This window comes from Bacillus methanolicus MGA3 (genome assembly GCF_000724485.1).
In the GTDB taxonomy this organism is placed as follows: Bacteria; Bacillota; Bacilli; order Bacillales; family Cytobacillaceae; genus Bacillus_Z; species Bacillus_Z methanolicus_A.
This window is the reverse complement of record NZ_CP007739.1, coordinates 3194126-3214187: the sequence shown is the minus strand read 5'-3', so window position 1 is coordinate 3214187 and position 20062 is coordinate 3194126. Positions and strand designations below refer to the sequence as shown.

General features: G+C 41.4%; 18 protein-coding genes and 1 pseudogene. All 19 read left to right on the top strand.

Features of this window, described 5'->3' with window-relative positions:
* Positions 1-164 precede the first annotated feature (164 nt).
* The 19 genes and pseudogenes from BMMGA3_RS15575 (at position 165) to BMMGA3_RS15490 (ending at position 19697) form a co-directional block, all read left to right on the top strand.
* A complete protein-coding gene (locus BMMGA3_RS15575) occupies positions 165-1451 on the top strand; it encodes a UDP-N-acetylglucosamine 1-carboxyvinyltransferase (RefSeq protein ID WP_003346850.1) in 1287 nt (428 codons plus the stop codon).
* 54 nt (positions 1452-1505) lie between these two features.
* Positions 1506-2471, top strand: coding sequence for a class II fructose-bisphosphatase (gene glpX, locus BMMGA3_RS15570; protein ID WP_003346849.1), 966 nt, complete (start codon positions 1506-1508; stop codon positions 2469-2471).
* A gap of 453 nt (positions 2472-2924) precedes the next feature.
* Positions 2925-4193, top strand: coding sequence for a transcription termination factor Rho (gene rho / locus BMMGA3_RS15565; protein WP_003346848.1), 1269 nt, complete (start codon positions 2925-2927; stop codon positions 4191-4193).
* 139 nt (positions 4194-4332) lie between these two features.
* Positions 4333-4533, top strand: a complete 201-nt coding sequence (gene rpmE, locus BMMGA3_RS15560) for a 50S ribosomal protein L31 (RefSeq protein ID WP_003346847.1) — start codon at positions 4333-4335, stop codon at positions 4531-4533.
* A 310-nt stretch (positions 4534-4843) separates the two neighbouring features.
* Positions 4844-5422, top strand: a complete 579-nt coding sequence (locus BMMGA3_RS15555) for a thymidine kinase (RefSeq protein WP_003346845.1) — start codon at positions 4844-4846, stop codon at positions 5420-5422.
* 128 nt (positions 5423-5550) lie between these two features.
* Complete coding sequence (gene prfA, locus BMMGA3_RS15550) at positions 5551-6624, top strand: peptide chain release factor 1 (protein WP_003346844.1); 1074 nt, start codon at positions 5551-5553, stop codon at positions 6622-6624.
* Between the two features lies 1 nt (position 6625).
* Complete coding sequence (gene prmC, locus BMMGA3_RS15545; protein ID WP_003346841.1) at positions 6626-7486, top strand: peptide chain release factor N(5)-glutamine methyltransferase; 861 nt, start codon at positions 6626-6628, stop codon at positions 7484-7486.
* Positions 7487-7623: 137 nt separating this feature from the next.
* Positions 7624-8304 carry a stage II sporulation protein R gene (spoIIR, locus tag BMMGA3_RS15540; protein ID WP_003346839.1) on the top strand — a complete coding sequence of 227 codons (681 nt, stop codon included), beginning with the start codon at positions 7624-7626 and terminating at the stop codon, positions 8302-8304.
* 245 nt (positions 8305-8549) lie between these two features.
* Positions 8550-9590 carry an L-threonylcarbamoyladenylate synthase gene (locus BMMGA3_RS15535; protein ID WP_003346837.1) on the top strand — a complete coding sequence of 347 codons (1041 nt, stop codon included), beginning with the start codon at positions 8550-8552 and terminating at the stop codon, positions 9588-9590.
* A 110-nt stretch (positions 9591-9700) separates the two neighbouring features.
* Positions 9701-10255, top strand: coding sequence for a manganese efflux pump MntP (locus BMMGA3_RS15530; RefSeq protein ID WP_003346835.1), 555 nt, complete (start codon positions 9701-9703; stop codon positions 10253-10255).
* Positions 10256-10399: 144 nt separating this feature from the next.
* Positions 10400-10885 carry a low molecular weight protein arginine phosphatase gene (locus tag BMMGA3_RS15525; protein WP_003346833.1) on the top strand — a complete coding sequence of 162 codons (486 nt, stop codon included), beginning with the start codon at positions 10400-10402 and terminating at the stop codon, positions 10883-10885.
* Positions 10860-11219 (top strand): annotated as a pseudogene (locus tag BMMGA3_RS18860) (HAMP domain-containing protein); the annotation flags it as partial. The gene BMMGA3_RS15525 and the pseudogene BMMGA3_RS18860, both read left to right, overlap by 26 nt.
* Entirely contained in the window at positions 11211-12158 is a 948-nt protein-coding gene (locus BMMGA3_RS15520; protein ID WP_412151061.1) for a methyl-accepting chemotaxis protein, read from the top strand. The pseudogene BMMGA3_RS18860 and the gene BMMGA3_RS15520, both read left to right, overlap by 9 nt.
* 157 nt (positions 12159-12315) lie before the next feature.
* On the top strand, positions 12316-12762 hold the full coding sequence (gene rpiB, locus BMMGA3_RS15515; RefSeq protein ID WP_003346829.1) for a ribose 5-phosphate isomerase B: 447 nt from the start codon (positions 12316-12318) through the stop codon (positions 12760-12762).
* A gap of 195 nt (positions 12763-12957) precedes the next feature.
* The gene (locus BMMGA3_RS15510; RefSeq protein WP_003346827.1) at positions 12958-13527 is read left to right on the top strand and encodes a TIGR01440 family protein; all 570 of its coding nucleotides are present in this window, start codon (positions 12958-12960) and stop codon (positions 13525-13527) included.
* 157 nt (positions 13528-13684) lie between these two features.
* A complete protein-coding gene (gene glyA / locus BMMGA3_RS15505; protein WP_003346825.1) occupies positions 13685-14926 on the top strand; it encodes a serine hydroxymethyltransferase in 1242 nt (413 codons plus the stop codon).
* A 219-nt stretch (positions 14927-15145) separates the two neighbouring features.
* Positions 15146-15775, top strand: coding sequence for a uracil phosphoribosyltransferase (gene upp, locus BMMGA3_RS15500; RefSeq protein ID WP_003346822.1), 630 nt, complete (start codon positions 15146-15148; stop codon positions 15773-15775).
* A gap of 447 nt (positions 15776-16222) precedes the next feature.
* Entirely contained in the window at positions 16223-17194 is a 972-nt protein-coding gene (locus BMMGA3_RS15495; protein ID WP_412150529.1) for a nuclease-related domain-containing protein, read from the top strand.
* Positions 17195-17462: 268 nt separating this feature from the next.
* Entirely contained in the window at positions 17463-19697 is a 2235-nt protein-coding gene (locus BMMGA3_RS15490) for a S8 family serine peptidase (protein ID WP_003346816.1), read from the top strand.
* The last annotated feature ends 365 nt before the right edge of the window (positions 19698-20062 follow it).

The window sequence follows — 20062 nt, the reverse complement described above, 5'->3', positions numbered from 1 at the left end:
GCTCATCCGATCAGGAAAATTTTTTAATTAAAAATTTTTTGGTTTTTCCATACATGTAATTCTGTCATTTCGTGTAAACTATACGTTAGAACAAACTGTCGGAATATATCTTATTTTGATGGAAAATTACGCCAATAAATGTGCAAGGCAGAAGGGAGTCAATAATGGAAAAGCTTAAGATCGCAGGCGGTTATCCGTTAAAAGGAACTGTTCGTATAAGCGGTGCAAAAAACAGTGCAGTTGCATTGATTCCCGCAACTATTTTAGCGGATTCTCCTGTAACCATTGAGGGTTTGCCTGATATTTCGGATGTTCAAATTTTAAAGGCTTTGCTTGAGGAAATTGGCGGGAAAGTTGAATTCGCCAATAATGAAATGACTGTCGATCCATCTTCCATGATTTCTATGCCTTTGCCGAATGGAAAAGTGAAAAAGCTGAGAGCATCATATTATTTAATGGGTGCAATGCTGGGCCGCTTTAAAAAAGCAGTGATTGGCCTGCCTGGCGGGTGCTATCTAGGGCCGCGCCCAATCGACCAGCATATAAAAGGATTTGAAGCGCTAGGGGCAAAGGTTACAAATGAGCAAGGTGCCATCTATTTGCGAGCCGATGAACTTAAGGGAGCCCGAATCTATTTAGATGTTGTCAGTGTAGGGGCAACCATAAATATTATGCTTGCTGCTGTCCGCGCAAAAGGTCGGACGATCATCGAAAATGCTGCAAAGGAACCGGAAATCATTGACGTAGCAACTTTGCTGACCAATATGGGCGCGAAAATTAAAGGTGCCGGAACGGACGTTATTCGCATTGACGGAGTGGACCATCTTCATGGCTGCCGGCATACAATCATACCTGATCGGATTGAAGCTGGTACGTACCTGATTCTTGGAGCCGCTGTCGGAAATGGGATCCTTATTGATAATGTGATTCCAAACCATCTTGAATCGCTTATTGCCAAACTAAGGGAAATGGGTGTGGAGATCGAGTCCGGGGATGACCAAGTTTTTGTTGCTCCTGCGCAAAAATTAAAAGCAGTTGATATTAAGACGCTTGTCTATCCGGGTTTCCCGACAGATCTTCAACAGCCTTTTACATCTTTGCTTACGAAAGCAGAAGGAACCAGTGTCGTCACAGATACAATTTATAGCGCCCGATTTAAACATATTGACGAACTCAGAAGAATGAATGCTAACATTAAAGTGGAAGGCCGTTCAGCAATTGTAAACGGGCCTGTGCGTCTTCAAGGGGCAAAAGTGAAAGCCAGTGACCTCAGGGCTGGCGCTGCTCTTGTCATAGCCGGTCTTATGGCAGAAGGGATTACAGAAATAACCGGCATTGAGCATATCGACAGGGGTTACAGCCACCTTGTGGAAAAACTAAATGGTCTCGGTGCGACGGTATGGCGAGAAGACTTAAGCCAGGAAGAAAAAGAACAAATGGAAAATGCTTGATCTGGTTCTTCCAAAACGACTGACTAGAATGAACAACATGGGAGGAACTTTCTAATGGAAAGAAGTTTAACAATGGAGCTTGTCCGTGTTACCGAAGCCGCGGCCCTTGCTTCGGCTCGCTGGATGGGCCGTGGAAAAAAAGATGAAGCTGACGAAGCGGCAACATCGGCAATGAGAGATGTTTTTGATACGGTGCCAATGAAAGGGACTGTTGTAATTGGTGAAGGAGAAATGGATGAGGCTCCGATGCTTTATATAGGCGAAAAGCTCGGCACCGGCTATGGACCGCGGGTAGACATTGCCGTTGATCCGCTTGAAGGCACCAATATTGTCGCATCAGGAGGATGGAATGCCCTTGCCATTCTAGCCGTAGCTGATAATGGAAACCTGCTTCATGCACCCGATATGTATATGGATAAAATTGCAGTAGGTCCTGAAGCCGTTGGAATGATCGATATTAATGCACCCGTATTGGATAATTTGAAAGCGGTCGCAAAAGCAAAAAACAAAGATATTGAAGATTTAGTGGCAACAGTGTTAAATCGTCCGCGGCACGCGCATATTATTGCCCAGCTGCGCGAAGCTGGAGCAAGAATTAAGCTTATCAACGACGGGGATGTTGCCGGAGCGATCAATACTGCGTTTGAGTCAACTGGGGTTGACATTTTATTTGGTTCAGGCGGAGCACCGGAAGGAGTGATATCTGCAGTAGCGCTGAAATGCCTTGGCGGCGAGATGCAAGGAAGGCTTTTGCCTCAAAATGATGCAGAACTAGAGCGGTGCAAAAAAATGGGTCTTGATGTCAATAAAGTGCTGCGCATGGAAGACTTTGTAAAAGGAGATGACTGCATTTTTGCAGCAACCGGTGTTACAGACGGTGAACTGCTTCGCGGCGTACAATTTAAAGGCTCATATGGCTCAACCCATTCTGTTGTTATGCGTGCAAAATCAGGAACAGTGCGCTTCATCGAAGGCCGCCACAGCTTGAAAAAGAAACCTCACTTAGTGATCAAACCTTAAAAATTTATTAAACCATTACATTATGCTCCCTTTTCTTGCGATGACAAGGGAGCCTCTATTTCTTTTCCTCAAAACCCCCAGGCAAAAATAAGTTGATTAATTTTAAAGGAAAAGGGTAAAATAAGAATTGTTTTAGCGAATTTAACAGCATTCATATGAAGGTTCTGTTTGCATATTTTGCTGCTATTGCAAACGCAAATATTTGTTCTATAATGAATATGGTAATCTATATGATTTTCAATTTGCCTTGAATGCACGTTTCTTTTGATGGGAACAGACTTCAAGCAACTCACAGGTTTTCTAAAAGAAGCAATCTTTTAGAAAATAGCGTCTTCAAATACCCTCTAGTTGGTAAAAACTTATCTTCCTTTTCCATCCATATCTTTTCTTAAAACCAATCTCTAAAAACTCATATGGAGGAAATAATCGAAAATGATAAAGCGTGGTGTCTAAATGGAATTAACTATTTCAAGCTTAGAAAATATGAAATTAAAAGAACTCTACGAGCTTGCTCGAGAATATAAAGTATCTTATTACAGCAAATTAACGAAAAAAGAACTGATTTTTGCCATTTTAAAAGCAAGAGCCGAGCAGCAAGGCTATTTTTTCATGGAAGGCGTTCTTGAAATCATCCAGTCCGAAGGCTTTGGCTTCCTAAGGCCGATCAACTATTCGCCGAGCTCCGAAGATATTTATATTTCTGCATCACAAATTCGCCGTTTTGACTTGAGAAACGGGGATAAAGTGTCCGGAAAAGTGCGTCCTCCAAAGGAGAATGAACGGTATTTCGGTCTTTTGCACGTAGAAGCTGTAAACGGTGAGGACCCTGAAACAGCAAAAGAACGGGTTCACTTCCCAGCATTAACCCCGTTGTATCCAAACCGCCAAATGAAACTTGAAACAACCTCCGAAAATTTATCGACAAGAATTTTGGATTTAATTGCTCCTGTTGGCTTTGGACAACGCGGATTGATTGTTGCTCCTCCAAAAGCAGGAAAAACGATGCTGTTAAAAGAGATCGCTAATAGCATTACAACCAATCATCCCGAAGCTGAACTAATTGTATTACTCATCGATGAACGCCCGGAAGAAGTAACCGATATTGAAAGATCGGTTGCCGGTGATGTGGTAAGCTCAACATTTGACGAAGTTCCGGAAAACCATATTAAAGTTGCTGAGCTTGTTTTGGAACGGGCGATGCGCCTAGTTGAGCATAAAAGAGATGTCGTCATTTTAATGGACAGCATAACCCGTCTTGCTCGCGCCTATAACCTTGTTATTCCTCCAAGTGGACGTACATTATCCGGAGGGATTGACCCTGCTGCGTTCCATCGTCCAAAACGTTTTTTTGGAGCTGCCCGTAATATTGAAGAAGGCGGAAGCTTAACAATTCTAGCAACAGCTCTTGTTGATACCGGTTCACGTATGGACGATGTCATCTACGAAGAATTTAAGGGAACAGGAAATATGGAGCTGCATCTAGACCGCTCACTCGCGGAAAAGCGGATTTTTCCTGCCATCGATATTCGCCGTTCCGGTACGCGAAAAGAAGAGCTGCTCATTCCAAAAGAGCATCTTGATAAATTATGGGCAATCAGGAAATCAATGTCAGACACTCCTGACTTTGCCGAAAAATTTTTGCGCAAGTTAAAGCAAACTAAGTCAAATGAGGAGTTTTTCGCTTTGCTTGACGAAGAAATGAAGGCGAAACGCTCTCAGTAGGATGTAAAATAAAATCCTTTCTTGCAAAATAAGGACCTGGTTGTTATAATAGGTTCAGTGTTTTTTGAAGATTGCGGTTCATGAAGCCGTAACATATAACTCTGTTTCGAAAGATTCAGGGCGGAAGGAGATGAAAAGAATGAAAGCAGGAATTCATCCAAACTACAAAAAAGTAATGGTTAGATGTGCTTGCGGCAATGAGTTTGAAAGCGGATCTGTAAAAGACGAGGTGCGCGTTGAAACTTGCTCCGAGTGCCATCCATTCTATACCGGTCGTCAAAAATTCGCTGATGCAGGCGGACGTGTTGACCGATTCAACAAAAAATACGGTCTTAAATAATGATTGGAATAAAACAGGCAAGAAGGTTTCGACGCTTGCCTGTTTTTTATTATTACATAATGAAGGCTGGCTTTTATTTTAAGAAGGCAGCCGGTTTTTTTGATCTTAAAGAAAGTTTAATTTTGTTAAATTAGTAAAGGATTATTAGATTAGTTACGCTGTCTAGCTCCAGCGCCTAGCCCCTCGAGGTCGCTTCGGTCCTGCCAATGAAGTCAAAAAGCGACTTCACCGGCAGGACCTCCAGCGCTTGTCGGGGCTAACCAAGGCGCTTGCGCTTTTTTAACAGGAACGAGGAAGGAGAGGCCGTACTATGTACGTCATGAAGCAAAGCGGATGGATTGAGGTCATTTGCGGCAGCATGTTTTCTGGAAAATCGGAAGAGTTAATCCGGCGTGTTCGAAGAACTCTATTTGCAAAACAAAAAATTGCCGTTTTTAAGCCGAAAATGGATAATCGCTATAGCGAGGCAGCAGTTGTATCCCATAACGGGACATCCTTTACGGCAACGCCGATTTCCCATTCGACGGAAATTTTTCAGCATATTGACTCAGAGGTAGATGTCATTGCTATTGACGAAGTTCAATTTTTTGACAGTGAAATCGTGGACGTGCTCCAGCAGCTGGCGAACAGTGGATATCGCGTTATTGTTGCAGGTTTAGACCAAGATTTTCGCGGCGAGCCTTTTGGAGAAATGCCTAAAATTATGGCAATTGCCGAGCAGGTGACAAAACTCCAGGCCGTTTGTGCCGTTTGTGGTTCACCGGCAAGCCGCACACAACGATTAATCAACGGCAAGCCTGCTTCATATGATGATCCGGTCATCTTAGTCGGCGCCTCCGAAGCTTATGAACCGCGCTGCCGCCATCACCACGAAGTGCCTAAAAAGTGACTTCATAGGCATCATCCAAAGTTTGTTGATTACTGACCGGGAAGAAATTATTCTTGATTTCGTTTTGACTGTGTCTTTCACCTATACTATAATTAGAATGTTATGGAACAAAATTGAGGTGAATGACTGTGTTCGATCGTCTTCAAGCTGTAGAGGACCGCTATGAAAAGTTAAATGAACTTTTAAGTGATCCTGAAATTGTCAATGATCCAAAAAAACTGCGTGAATATTCAAAAGAGCAGTCTGATATACAAGAAACTGTGCAAACGTACCGTGAATATAAAGAAGTAAAAAAGCAATACCAAGATGCTAAAGCGATGCTTGAGGAAAAACTCGACCCGGAAATGCGTGAAATGGTAAAAGAAGAAATTGATGAACTCGAAGAGCGCATTGAAGATCTTGAAGAAAGGCTGAAAATCCTGTTATTGCCGAAAGATCCGAACGATGATAAAAACGTTATTTTTGAAATCCGGGGAGCTGCCGGAGGAGATGAAGCAGCGCTATTTGCCGGTGACTTATACCGCATGTACAGCCGTTATGCGGAAATGAAGGGCTGGAAAACAGAAGTGATTGAAGCAAGCCCGACCGGTTTGGGCGGCTATAAGGAAATCATTTTTATGATTACCGGGAAAGGCGCCTATTCGAGACTGAAATTCGAAAATGGAGCCCACCGTGTTCAGCGTGTTCCTGAAACCGAGTCAGGAGGACGCATTCATACGTCAACTGCAACGGTGGCATGTCTTCCGGAAGCAGAAGAAGTTGAAGTAGAAATTCATGAAAAAGATATCCGTGTTGATACATTTGCTTCAAGCGGACCGGGCGGGCAAAGTGTGAACACAACAATGTCAGCTGTTCGCCTTACCCACATACCGACAGGAATCGTCGTTTCCTGCCAAGACGAAAAATCACAAATTAAAAACAAAGAAAAAGCCATGAAAGTATTGCGCGCCCGCATTTATGATAAATACCGGCAGGAAGCGCAAGCAGAATACGATCAACAGCGTAAATCTGCAGTCGGCACCGGCGACCGTTCCGAAAGAATCCGTACGTATAATTTCCCGCAAAACCGCGTGACGGATCACCGCATCGGCTTAACAATCCAAAAACTTGATCAGATCCTCGAAGGAAAGCTTGATGAATTGATTGATGCGTTAATTCTTGATGACCAGTCTAAGAAACTGGAAAGTGCGGGCGAAGAATAAAATGGCAAAAGTGTTCGAAGCCCTGAATTGGGCTTCTTCTTTTTTAAAAAAACATGGACGTGACGAAAATGCGGGAGAATTATTGCTGCGCCATTATACAAAAATGGACCGGTCCCGGCTTCTTGCTGAACTTAAACATGAGCTGGACCGTGAAACAGAGAACCTTTTTCGTGAAGCTGTTCTGCTTCATGCGAAAGGAAAACCGGTTCAATATATTACAGGAACGGAAGACTTTTACGGCAGAACATTTTGTGTGAACGAAGCTGTCCTTATCCCAAGACCTGAGACCGAAGAGCTTGTTTTTGGCGCGCTAAAGCGAATGGAAGAATTTTTTCAGGGGCAAAAAAAGCTCGATCTTCTCGATGTCGGTACGGGCAGCGGAGTAATTGCCGTTACGATGAAATTGGAATTTCCGGATTTAACGGTAACCGCATCCGATATTTCAGAAGCAGCTCTCCATGTTGCGGAAAAAAATGCTTCTCATCTCGGTGCCTCTATTCATTTTGTGCATGGAGATTTATTAAAACCTTTTATCGAATCTGGAAAAAAATTCGATATTATTCTTTCCAATCCACCATATATTCCTGTCGGAGATTTGGCCGTGATATCCGAAGTTGTGAAAGACCATGAACCGCATCAAGCTTTGTTTGCCGGCGAAGACGGGCTTGATATATATAGACGGTTGATGGATGAACTTCCATTTGTGGTGCGCGAAAAAGCGCTTGTAGGCTTTGAAATTGGAGCAGGGCAGGGAAAGGCAGTTGCAAAGCTTTTCCAACAGACTTTCCCGAATGCCGCGGTGGAAGTAGTGAACGATATAAACGGCAAAGACCGGATCGTTTTTGCCGCAATCAACAGCTAGCTCCTTGCCATGACGGTAAGGGGTTTTTATTTGCCCCCCATTAAAAACTTTTAAAAGATTTCTAGTTTTTTTTATTTTACTAGTTTAACAATCTGGCATTTTGTCCACACTGAGGCTATGAAGGGACGGTGCTGGAAATGAAAACAAAAACAATCTCATTCGCTTATGTCATTCTATTATCGATTGCAACGATTTTAAATTTATATATGCCAAAAATGGAAGCGGTCGCTGATGAATCGATTGTCATTCCAAAAGAAGCCATTCGTTTACGGATCCTCGCCAATAGCGATAAAGAAGCTGACCAAGCTTTAAAGAGAAAAGTGAGAGATGCCGTGAACGCAGAAATTTCAAAATGGGTTGAAGATTTAACATCGATTGAAGAAGCAAGAAGAATTATCAAGTCGAGGCTTCCGGAAATTAAGCAAATTGCCCAAGAGGTTGTGGAAAAAGAGCATTCTTCTCAAAAAGTGAAGGCAGAGTTTGCTAAAGTTCAATTTCCGACAAAACTTTATGGTCAATTTCTTTATCCGGCCGGTGAATACGAAGCAATTTTAATTACATTGGGAGAAGGAAAAGGGGCCAACTGGTGGTGTGTACTATTTCCTCCATTATGTTTTCTTGATTTTTCAAACGGAGTCGCAGTAAGTTCCGATAAGAAACCTGAGCCATCTAAGAAGGAAGAAAAAGCTGAAAAGATAACTGAAAAAGGCGAAGCGAAAAAGAAGGAAGAAGAGAAACCTTCGCTTTATACAGCAAAAGATGAAGAACCGGTTAAAGTTAAATTCTTTCTAGTAGAATTGTGGGAAAAGATTTTCTAATCTTGAACAAGTTTTTAACTGTGGATAACTTTTGTTTAATAAGCATAACTTTTGTGAAATTGTGGATATTTCTGCAAAGTTATCCACGAATTCACTATTGTTATACACAATTTGTGGATAAAAACTTGTGTTCCCCTTTATCTTCTTTTATACTTTCAAAGGATAATAGATTCTAAATACCTGTAAATCCAATGTTTTTTTAAAAGTGACAGGTATTTAGCCCTAAGGATAAAAGGTGGATGAAAATGAAAACACAATATTGGTCCGTGGATAAGTATGTGGATAATATCAGGAATTATCCACAAATTTCACAAGCTGCTAGTTTGTTAAAACAAAATGAAGTGATTGCGTTTCCTACGGAGACTGTATATGGTCTTGGCGGCAATGCGGAAAGTGACGAAGCGGTACAGAAGATTTTTGAAGCAAAAGGCAGGCCGTCTGATAACCCGTTAATTATCCACATAGCTGAGATAAAACAATTAAATCAATTTGCGGAGAACATTCCTGATCATGCAAAAATATTAATGGAAACATTCTGGCCGGGTCCACTGACGCTTGTATTAAACAAACGCGCCGGCTTTCTTTCAGAAAAAGCGACAGCAGGATTGTCAACCGTTGCAGTGCGAATGCCCGATCACCCTGTCGCACTTGCGGTGATTAAGGAATCGGGGCTTCCAATTGCGGCGCCAAGTGCAAACCGTTCAGGAAAACCAAGCCCTACAACAGCTAAGCATGTCGCTGATGATTTACATGGGCGGATTGCCGGCATCGTTGACGGAGGACCTACAGGCGTCGGAGTCGAATCAACGGTGCTTGACTGTACAGAACCGGTTCCGGTTATCTTACGGCCGGGCGGAATCACAAAGGAACAGATTGAGAAAGTCATTGGCCCGGTAAAAATTGATCCTGCTTTGGATGATGCCGGACAAGCTCCGAAATCACCTGGGATGAAATATCGGCATTACGCTCCAAATGCTCCTTTATATTTGGTGGATGGCAGCCGGGAGTATATCCAAAAATTGATAACAGAAAACGAAGCTAAAGGGCTGAAGGCAGGCGTTCTAACGACAGAAGAAAGCAAAGGATTGTACAATGCCCATCTTGTTCTATCATGCGGAAATCGATCCAACCTAGACACGGTGGCAAGTTCACTTTATGACACATTGCGGAAATTTAATGAATCAGATGTAGATATTATATTTAGCGAAATGTTTCCGGAAGAAGGCGTTGGACAGGCAATTATGAACCGCCTGTTAAAAGCGGCTGGGCACCGGGTCCTATCATAGGGGCCAGGCCCTTTACATTCATCAGCCTCCTTTTGGATCCAACAATCAAACTTCTATTTTCTTTTGGACGTGCATATGTTGAATTAGCAGGTCCAAGGGGGCGAAAATAGATGGCACCAATGATTGGAGAAGTGTTAGCTTTATCGTTAATGGCATTCGCCTTAGGAATGGATGCCTTTTCCGTCGGTCTCGGTATGGGGATGTTCAAACTCCGTCTGAGGCAAATTTTTAAAATTGGGATTACAATCGGGATATTTCACGTATGGATGCCCCTGCTTGGGATCGCAGCGGGAAAATTTTTGTCAAATCAATTTGGAGCCATTGCCGGTTATATTGGAGGTGTGCTCCTTCTTGTTCTAGGGCTGCAAATGATATTGGCAAGCTTTCAAAAGGAAGAGAGCAGATTTATTACACCAGTAGGCTTTGGATTGCTTTTTTTTGCATTAAGCGTAAGTCTGGACAGTTTTTCTGTCGGTTTAACATTAGGGATATACGGAGCAAAGACCATTCTTGTCCTCATTTGTTTTGGCGGAGTGGCAACTATACTTACATGGATTGGCTTATTTATTGGCCGTAAAGTCCAGGGGTGGATTGGCACATATAGTGAAACACTCGGTGGGAGCATTTTACTTGTTTTTGGGATACAGCTTCTTCTGCCTTTTTAACAATACAATACATAAGCAATAAGAAAACACTTCAAGACGAGGTGTTTTTTACTTTGCTTGTATGTAAAATTTTCAAAAACTTCATAAACAGTGTCTATTGAAATACCGAAATTTGGCTTATAATGAAAACAAAGGAGGTATTCCATGACCCGCATTTTATTTGTATGTACAGGGAATACATGCCGAAGCCCGATGGCGGAAGCATTTTTAAAAAGCAAATCGATTCCCGGTGTTGAAGTCAAATCGGCAGGTGTCTTTGCCGTTAATGGCAGCGAGGCATCTCCTAACGCAAAAAAAGTTCTTGATGAAAACAAAATCGAACACAATCATCAATCCACTTCATTGACCAATGAATTAATTGAGTGGGCAACATACATTTTAACGATGACATCAGGACATAAAGCTTCTGTGATCAGCCAATTTCCGGAAGCAGCCCGAAAAACATATACGTTAAATGAGTTTGCACATGGCAAGGCCAGTGATATTCCAGATCCTTTTGGCGGTCCGCTTGAAGCATACAGGAAAACGTTTTCCGAAATAAAGAGTGCGATTGAGAAAATGGTTGAGAAACTTGAAAAAGATTGTACTAAGTTCCAGGGGGAAAATGATGAAGGAGAAAAAAAGCTATAAGTTCGGGCTTAAAAAGAAACTAGTTTTATTCACGACTTTTCTTGCTGTTATTACATATACAGTGAGTGCATTTTTTATTTATGTACTTTATCCAATGATTAAAGACTTCATCGGGATCGGAGAAATGGTTTTTACAATTTCCACCTTATGTTTAGGTATTATTTGGTCGGGAATTTTAGCATATGCCGCTGCAGGTTTTATTACGAAACCGCTTCAAAAACTTGAAAAATCAGCGATGAAAGCGGCTCATGGAAACATTCAAGAAGATGTGGAATTATCCAAATCGGATGATGAAATCCGTTCGCTTGGCATTGCTTTTAATCATATGCTATTGAACTTAAGAGAAATAGTCCAAAGCATTGAGGAGAACTTCCGCGATACAAACGAGAAAGTGATTGCCATTTCACAAGAATCTGCCGCTGCTGCTGAGCAGGCAGAAGCTATTGCACGAACGATAAGTGAAATTTCACAAGGTGCCGACAATTCCGCCGTTTCCATTCAAGCGACAGCTGAATCAGTTGAAGATGTGATTCGGATTGCCGAAGAAGTCCAGGAAAAAGCGAAAGCTTCCGTCAACGTCTCGAAAGAAATGGTAAAAGATCTGAAAGAATCAAAAGAAGTCATTCATTCATTAATTGCCGGAATTGAACGCCTTGCAAAAGAAAACCAAGAATCGTTGAACACAGTTAAGCGCCTCGAGGAAAATGCAGCAAAAGTTGAACAAATCATTAAGCTTGTCGGCGATATTGCCGCTCAAACAAACTTGCTAGCACTCAATGCGTCGATCGAAGCGGCCCGAGCAGGCGAGCATGGGAAAGGTTTTGCTGTTGTGGCTGAAGAAGTCCGCATCCTTGCAGATGAAAGTGCGAAGGCTGTTCAAGGGATATCAGAACTAATTAAAAATATTCAGCACGAAGTGCAAAATGTTGTAAAACAAATTGCTGAACAAGTTAAAACAGCTAATGAAGAAGTGTCAAAAGGCACAAAAACAAACGAAGCAATTGAAGAAATGACAAAAATTGTAAACGAAATGGCGAAATCTGTTGAAACGATCACAAATTTAGTTGACAGGCAGATGGCTAGCATTATGCATACTTCCACACAATCACAGGAAGTTGCTGCCATTGCAGAAGAAACTTCAGCAGGCGCCCAAGAAGTAGCTGCAGCTACACAGCAGCAAACCGAAGTTATTTCCAATGTTGAAAAACTCGCCGTTGAGCTAAAAGAACAGGCTGAAAAACTAAAAAGCACCATTACAAGGTTTAAGCTATAAGCTCTTTTCCCTGTTGGAAGGGAGCTTTTATTATTCCCTGCACATATGAATGGAATCTTTGTGAAATAAGAAAATCTTTATAATTTTTTCATTTTATGCAATAATATAAAAAAACTGGCCAAGATGCGGCCATTTGAAAAGATGGGAGGAAATTGTCATGAAGGTAGCAATTGCATCGGATCACGGCGGAGTAAATATACGTCAAGAAATTATAAATTTACTAGAAGAAATGGGAATCGAATACGAGGATTTTGGCTGCGAATGCACAACATCTGTTGATTACCCTGATTATGCTTTGCCGGTTGCGGAAAAAGTCGCTAATGGCGAGTTTGACAGAGGGATCTTAATTTGCGGAACAGGTATCGGAATGAGTATTGCAGCAAATAAAGTAAAGGGCATTCGCTGTGCACTTGTCCATGATGTTTTTAGCGCAAAAGCAACGCGTGAACATAACGACAGCAACATTCTCGCTATGGGAGAACGTGTAATCGGACCTGGACTTGCCAGGGAAATTGCCAAAACATGGCTGACAACAGAATTTCAGGGTGGAAGACATTCTAATCGAATAGAAAAAATCTGCAAGTACGAAAGCGTAAACTTGTAAAAATATCACCAAGTGTATTAGTAATCTGGTAAAATACAATCAAGCACTTATATAAATTTTGTTATTATGAAAATTGTTAAAAGCGCCGCACAAGCGTTTATTTTATGAATTATTTTGGCTGGCATGCGGACAATAGAAAAGAGAAGCAATTACCCTAAATTATTTCTAAATAGCTTCCTGAAAGGATGAGCTTTCATGTCCATCTCACAATGGGAAAAAGAATTAGAAACGATTTTAGAGGAATTTAAACAGCAGACTTCATTAACAGGAAGCGATATTTTTGTCGTAGGCTGCAGTACAAGTGAAGTAACGGGAAACAAAATTGGAACGTCCGGAACAGAAGAAGTTGCTGCTATGATTTTTAGGCAAATAAAAAAATTTCAAGAGCAAACCGGCGTCCAGCTTGCTTTTCAATGCTGCGAGCATTTGAACAGGGCGCTCGTAGTCGAACGGGCTACTGCATTAGAAAAAGGCCTCGAGGAAGTTTCCGTTATTCCAGTCCGTAATGCCGGCGGAGCGATGGCAACGTACGCATATGAACATCTTCAAGAACCTGTGGTAGTGGAGTTTATTAAGGCCAATGCTGGGATTGATATTGGCGATACGTTCATTGGAATGCATTTAAAACATGTTGCTGTTCCTGTCAGAGTATCGCTGAAACAAGTTGGCCACGCCCATGTCACACTTGCCAAAACCCGTCCAAAGCTGATCGGCGGCGCACGCGCAGTTTATCAGCAAAATCCAGACACACATACATGCCATTAGTAATTATGTGCAAAATTTACCAATCCTAGACAGGAAGCCTTTGCAGGGAGCAAAGGCTTTTTTGTTCTTCTTTTAATCAAGCTAACGTGATAAAATAAAAAAGAATTTTCTAAAGGATACATATTTTATGAATGTAAATAAAAAGGAGGATAACGATTTGAAGCACTTAGCGCAACAGGATGAACAAGTATTTCAAGCAATTCAAGATGAGTTAAAGCGGCAGCGGACAAAAATCGAATTAATCGCTTCCGAAAACTTTGTCAGTGAAGCGGTTATGGAAGCACAAGGTTCGGTATTAACGAATAAATATGCGGAAGGTTATCCGGGCCGGCGTTATTATGGCGGTTGTGAACATGTCGATGTAGTGGAAAACCTTGCACGGGACCGTGCTAAGCAAATTTTCGGTGCTGAACACGTCAATGTTCAACCTCACTCCGGTGCTCAGGCAAACATGGCGGTTTATTATGCGGTGCTAAAGCCTGGCGATACAGTGCTTGGCATGAATCTGTCCCACGGCGGCCATTTGACGCATGGAAGTCCGGTCAACTTCAGCGGAGTTCAATATAACTTTGTTGAATATGGGGTAGATGAAAAAACACACCGGATTAATTTTGATGATGTCCTTGAAAAAGCACGAGAACATAAGCCTAAATTGATCGTTGCGGGTGCGAGCGCTTATCCTCGTGAAATTGACTTTAAACGATTCCGGGAAATTGCCGATGAAGTCGGAGCTTATTTGATGGTCGATATGGCCCATATTGCCGGTTTAGTGGCAGCAGGCCTGCATCAAAGCCCAGTCCCATATGCTGATTTTGTGACAACTACAACCCACAAAACATTGCGCGGTCCGCGCGGCGGAATGATCCTTTGCAAACAAGAGTTTGCACAGAAGATTGATAAATCAATTTTCCCTGGCATTCAAGGCGGTCCGCTCATGCATGTAATTGCGGCTAAAGCCGTTGCACTTGGCGAAGTATTGCAGGACAGCTTTAAAGAATATGCGAAAAATGTGGTTGCCAACGCGAAGCGGCTTGCAGAAGGACTTCAGAAAGAAGGACTTAACCTTGTTTCCGGAGGAACTGACAACCACTTACTTCTTGTCGATGTTCGTTCACTAGGCTTAACCGGAAAAGTGGCAGAAAAAGTTCTTGATGAAATTGGAATAACTGTAAACAAAAACACCATTCCGTTTGATCCTGAAAGCCCGTTTGTAACAAGCGGTATCCGCATAGGTACACCGGCTGTAACATCCCGCGGTTTCGGTCTTGAAGAAATGGACGAAATTGCGTCGATTATCGGCTTTACCCTTAAGAACCATGAAGACGAAGCAAAGCTTGATGAAGCAAGAAAGCGTGTTGAAGCTTTAACCAGCAAATTTACTTTATATCCAGAACTCTAATATGTTCACTCGACGGGGCCGGTTCCTCAATGCTTTCAAGCATTGAGGAACTGGCCCTCATACTTTACAGCGGTAAAGCAATATCGATTTTGACGTTTCGATTACAGTTTTTGCTCCTTGTTGCTCTATGCACTTTTTTTCTGTAAAATTAGACGAAGTGTGTAGTTCGTATTTTTTTCATCAACAGCGTGTTATGAAACAGAAAAAGGAGAGATTGCCATGGCAAAAGTTTATGTTTTTGATCATCCACTAATTCAGCACAAACTTACATATATTCGGGATAAAAATACAGGTACGAAGGAATTCCGCGAACTTGTCGATGAAGTCGCAACATTAATGGCATTTGAAATCACCCGCGACATGCCTCTTGAAGAAATTGAAATTGAAACACCAGTAAGCTCAACAAAATCAAAAGTATTATCCGGCAAAAAACTAGGAATCGTTCCGATCTTGCGGGCAGGCATCGGAATGGTGGACGGCATATTAAAACTGATTCCAGCTGCAAAAGTTGGTCATATCGGTCTATATCGCGATCCTGAAACTTTAAAGCCGGTTGAATATTATGTAAAGCTTCCGAGCGATGTAGAAGAAAGAGACTTCATCGTCGTCGACCCAATGCTGGCAACAGGCGGCACTGCCGTTGAAGCGATAAACTCACTGAAAAAACGCGGCGCAAAACACATTAAATTCATGTGCCTCATTGCAGCTCCTGAAGGAGTAGAAGTCGTAAAGAAAGCCCATCCGGACGTAGATATTTATATCGCAGCCCTTGATGAAAAACTAAATGACCACGGCTATATCGTACCTGGACTTGGAGATGCAGGAGACCGATTATTTGGAACGAAATAAGGAAAAAGAAGGTTAATTTTAAAAACAGAAAGCCGGCCTATCATGGGTCGGCTTATTAACTTTAATTTTTTATAACAATTTAATAACAAGTTTAATAAATTTGAAAGTGGACTATAAAAGAAAGTGGTCGATAAGACTCGGAAAGTGGTCGATAAAAAGAAAGTGGTTGATATAATCCGGAAAGTGGTTGATAAAACGAAAAACTGGTCGATAAGACCCGGAAAGTGGTTGATAAAACGAAAAACTGGTCGATAAATCCCAAAAGTGGTCGATTTATAAATCAAAAAACTGGTCCAAAAATTCCAAAACCGGTCGATAAAAACATAAATTTCGTTTAAGAGCTTGAAACCTGGATCCAAAAAGAACTTTAGCCGGTAAATCATTTTAATAATTTGCAGGAATCATAGAAACCCACATAGAATTTAAATACGAAATAACTATAAAGGAGTGGTTATATTGATTCTAAAAGAACTTCAAGAACCGATCAGAATTAAACAAACAAAAGCATTATTAAGAAGAATTCCTAAAGATCATCATAAGAGAACGAAAATAGAAGATGATCAAAATAAGCGAACAGCCGGTTTTCGTGGCGAAGAAGAACTCGCTTACTATCTCAAGTATTTAAATGAAAATAAATATTATATTTTTTTTGATCTGCGTCTATTGCATGATCAGCCTTTTCAAATTGATGCTCTCATTCTTTCTCCAAGTTTTGCCCTCATTATAGAAGTGAAAAACTATTCCGGAACTTTGTTTTTAGACAAATATTCTAAACAGCTAATTCGGATAATTGAAAATAACGAAGAAGGATTTCCAAACCCTCTTAGTCAGGCGAAACGCCAGAAACAGCAGCTAAAAGTATGGCTGGGAAAACGAAAAATTAACATATTGCCAATTGAATATCTTGTCGTAATCAGCCAAACGAAAACCATTTTGAAAACAACAGAGGGGAATCAACAAATCTTTCAAAGAATTATTCCTGTCGACCAACTGCTTGAAAGGATTGCAGAATTTGAACTTAAGTATAATAAGGAAATAATTAGTAACAAAGAAATCCAAAAAATAAATCAGCTTTTATTAAGAGAACATACCCCACATTTTCCTGAGATCCTTCAGACATTTGGAATTAACAGTTCGGAAATTATCAAAGGTGTTCAATGCCCCAAATGTCATTCTCTCCCGATGATCCGTATTTTCGGAACATGGAAATGCCCTGTCTGCAAAACCCATTCGAAATCAGCTCATCAACAAGCGATTTATGATTATTTTCTTCTCATTAATTCCACAATCACAAACAAGGAATGCAGGGAATTTCTCCAAATTTCTTCACAAAGAACAGTTAGAAATCTTCTGATCTCCATGAACCTTCCCTTCTCAGGCACCAATAAAGGTAGAATTTATCACCGCCCCGAGATGTAAATGAAATGCAAATCGTATTTCGCGTGCTCGTACCTATTCCTAAAAAATTCCATGATCTTCACTGCTTTCTTTATTAGTGTGCTGTCGTCCCGAAGTGTGAATGAAGGTCATATTTCCAGCATTTTTAACTGCTTCCATTAGAGACCTGTGTCCCAAGATTTAATACGCTTTCAATATTTGTCTTTTAACTATAAAATGCAAGTCATTTTCGACTGCATACTCTCCCCCCATCATGAAAATCCTATGAAAAAAGAGAGGGGGTCTTGATTTGAAAAAAATCATCCCGCTTATAACCGCGCTATTGCTGCATATGACTTTCACGCAGGCTTATGCCCGAAACCTCAATCATCCGTCCCTGCCAAAAGAGTCACCGGAAACTGAAAAAATTGCCGTTATTTTATTAAAAGAAAAAAGAACGGTGCCGGAAATCAAATCATTCATCAGCAAATATCCAAATGTAAAGCTTCGCTATGTTTTTGAACATACGATCAACGGTTTTTCGATAAAAGGAGACGCACGTTCTTTGGATGAGCTTTCAAAAGGGCAGGAAGTAGCATTTGTTTCACCGGTGAAAACGTATCGCGTTGAAAATTTAGAAAACATAAAACTAATTGGCGGAGACAAAGTCAGAGGGATCTTTGATCAAGCGGACAGACGTTTAACTGGAAAGGGCGTCACTGTCGGGGTAATCGACACCGGTATTGATTACAACCACCCTGATTTAAGAAGAAGTTATGGGGGCGGGCATGACTTTGTCGATGGTGATAAAGATCCGATGGAAACGAAAACATTCAATTCGAAAAGTACGCTTCATGGGACGCATGTTGCAGGAATCATTGCAGCAAATGGAAAAATTCAGGGAGTTGCACCTGAAGCAACCATTATTGCTTACAGGGCCCTCGGACCGGGAGGAGCTGGAACAACAGAGCAAGTCATTGCTGCGATTGAACAGGCGGTAAAAGATAAAGTTGATATTTTAAATTTATCGCTCGGCAACGATGTGAACGGTCCGGATTTGCCTATCAGCCTTGCCCTTAATAAAGCGGTAGAAAGAGGAATTACAGCAGTTGCTTCTTCGGGAAATTCAGGTCCGAACGTTTGGACCGTTGGATCGCCGGGAACCGCCTCAAAAGCAATCTCAGTAGGAGCATCGACACCGCCCCATAAAGTTCCCTTTCTAACCATTGATGGTGAAGAGGACAGAATCAAATTGGAGCCTATGCACGGCTCTGATCATTGGAAGCTGGATAGGGCAAAAGAAATAAAGTTTGGGTATTTAGGAGAAGAAAAGGATTTGAAAAATTGTGCAGGAAAAATTGTCCTCATAGAAAGAGGCAAGTTAACATTTACGGAAAAAGCAAGAAATGCGCAAAAAGCGGGTGCTTCTGCCGTTATTATTTACAATAATACAAATGGAAATTTTATTGGAAATCTGGACGGAAATATCCAAATTCCCGTAGCGTCTCTTTCGAAAAAGGATGGGGAGCGGATCAAGAGAGAAATAGAAAAAGGAAAGACTTTTATCAGAACCAAAATAATTGAAGAAAAGGATACTTTAGCATCGTTTAGTTCACGGGGTCCGGTTACAGGTACGTGGGAAATTAAGCCAGATGTTGTCGCTCCTGGTGTAGCCATCGAGAGCACCATTCCCGGCGGATACTTGTCACTTCAGGGTACAAGTATGGCGGCGCCGCATGTTGCCGGCGCTTGTGCCTTAATTAAACAAGCGCATCCTGATTGGGGGCCTGCGCAAATAAAATCAGCTTTAATGAACACTGCAAAATCGCTCATAAACGAAAACGGAACACAATATCGAACGTTTGAACAAGGAGCGGGAAGAATTCAGCTTGAGGAAGCTGTGAAATTAGAATCACTTGTAATACCCGGTTCACTTCAATTCGGAAAGTTTCAGCTTTCAGATAAAATGCATGAGCATAAGGCAGTGATCGAAGTGCAAAATGTCGGCTCACGTACAAAAAACTACTCTTTCTTAATTCCAAAACAGACTGCAGGCATCCATTGGGAATTCCCTCTCTCTTTTCGCTTGAAACCCCGGGAAAAAAAGAAACTAGAGGTTCGAATGAGTGCAGATCCTGCCGTATTAACAAAAAAGCTTTATGACGGGAACATTATTCTTCACGAAGACTCAAATGAAATAAGAATTCCGTATATTTATGTGTTGGAAGAACCCGATTATCCAAGAGTCATGGGTTTTGATTTTGGCATAGGAGATAAAGAAAACACTTACCGTTATGAAGTGTATTTGCCGGGTGGTGCAGAAGAATTTGGAATTGCGCTTTTTCAGCCGGATGATTACCGGTTTATCGGCTTCCTGGATTGGGACCGAAATGTAGGCAAAGGTCTGATACGGAAGGAGATTAAGAGTGACCGGCTTCCAAAAGAAGGATTGTACCTTGTAAAAGTGTTTGCCAAGAAGAAAGGGAAAGAAGACATGATTGAAGCAATGATTGAGATTCTTCCACAATTAAGAGGTAAGAGATAGAATTTGGCAGTTTCAAACTTCAAAAAATTGCGGTAAAATTCAAATTGAAAACGTGCATGAGTTTTAGACTCCTAACCCTAACATTCATTATAAGGTGGTGTGAGCGAAGCCAAGCTCAAAACTAAAGATAGGTTGGCAATTCTATTTTTGTTAGCACAGCACCGCCTCTTTTCCACAAAAAAACGGCGAGAAAGGTTGTCGCCCAAAATGCAAGATCAAAAACGTAAAAAAAGTTTGAAAAATTTGTGAACATACTCCTTATGAGCCGATGTAATTGTGAAGTTTTCCCCAAAAACGCATTGACATTGACATGCCCCTATTGTATGCTTACAAAGGGTATAAATGACGCGGATTTCAGAATAGTC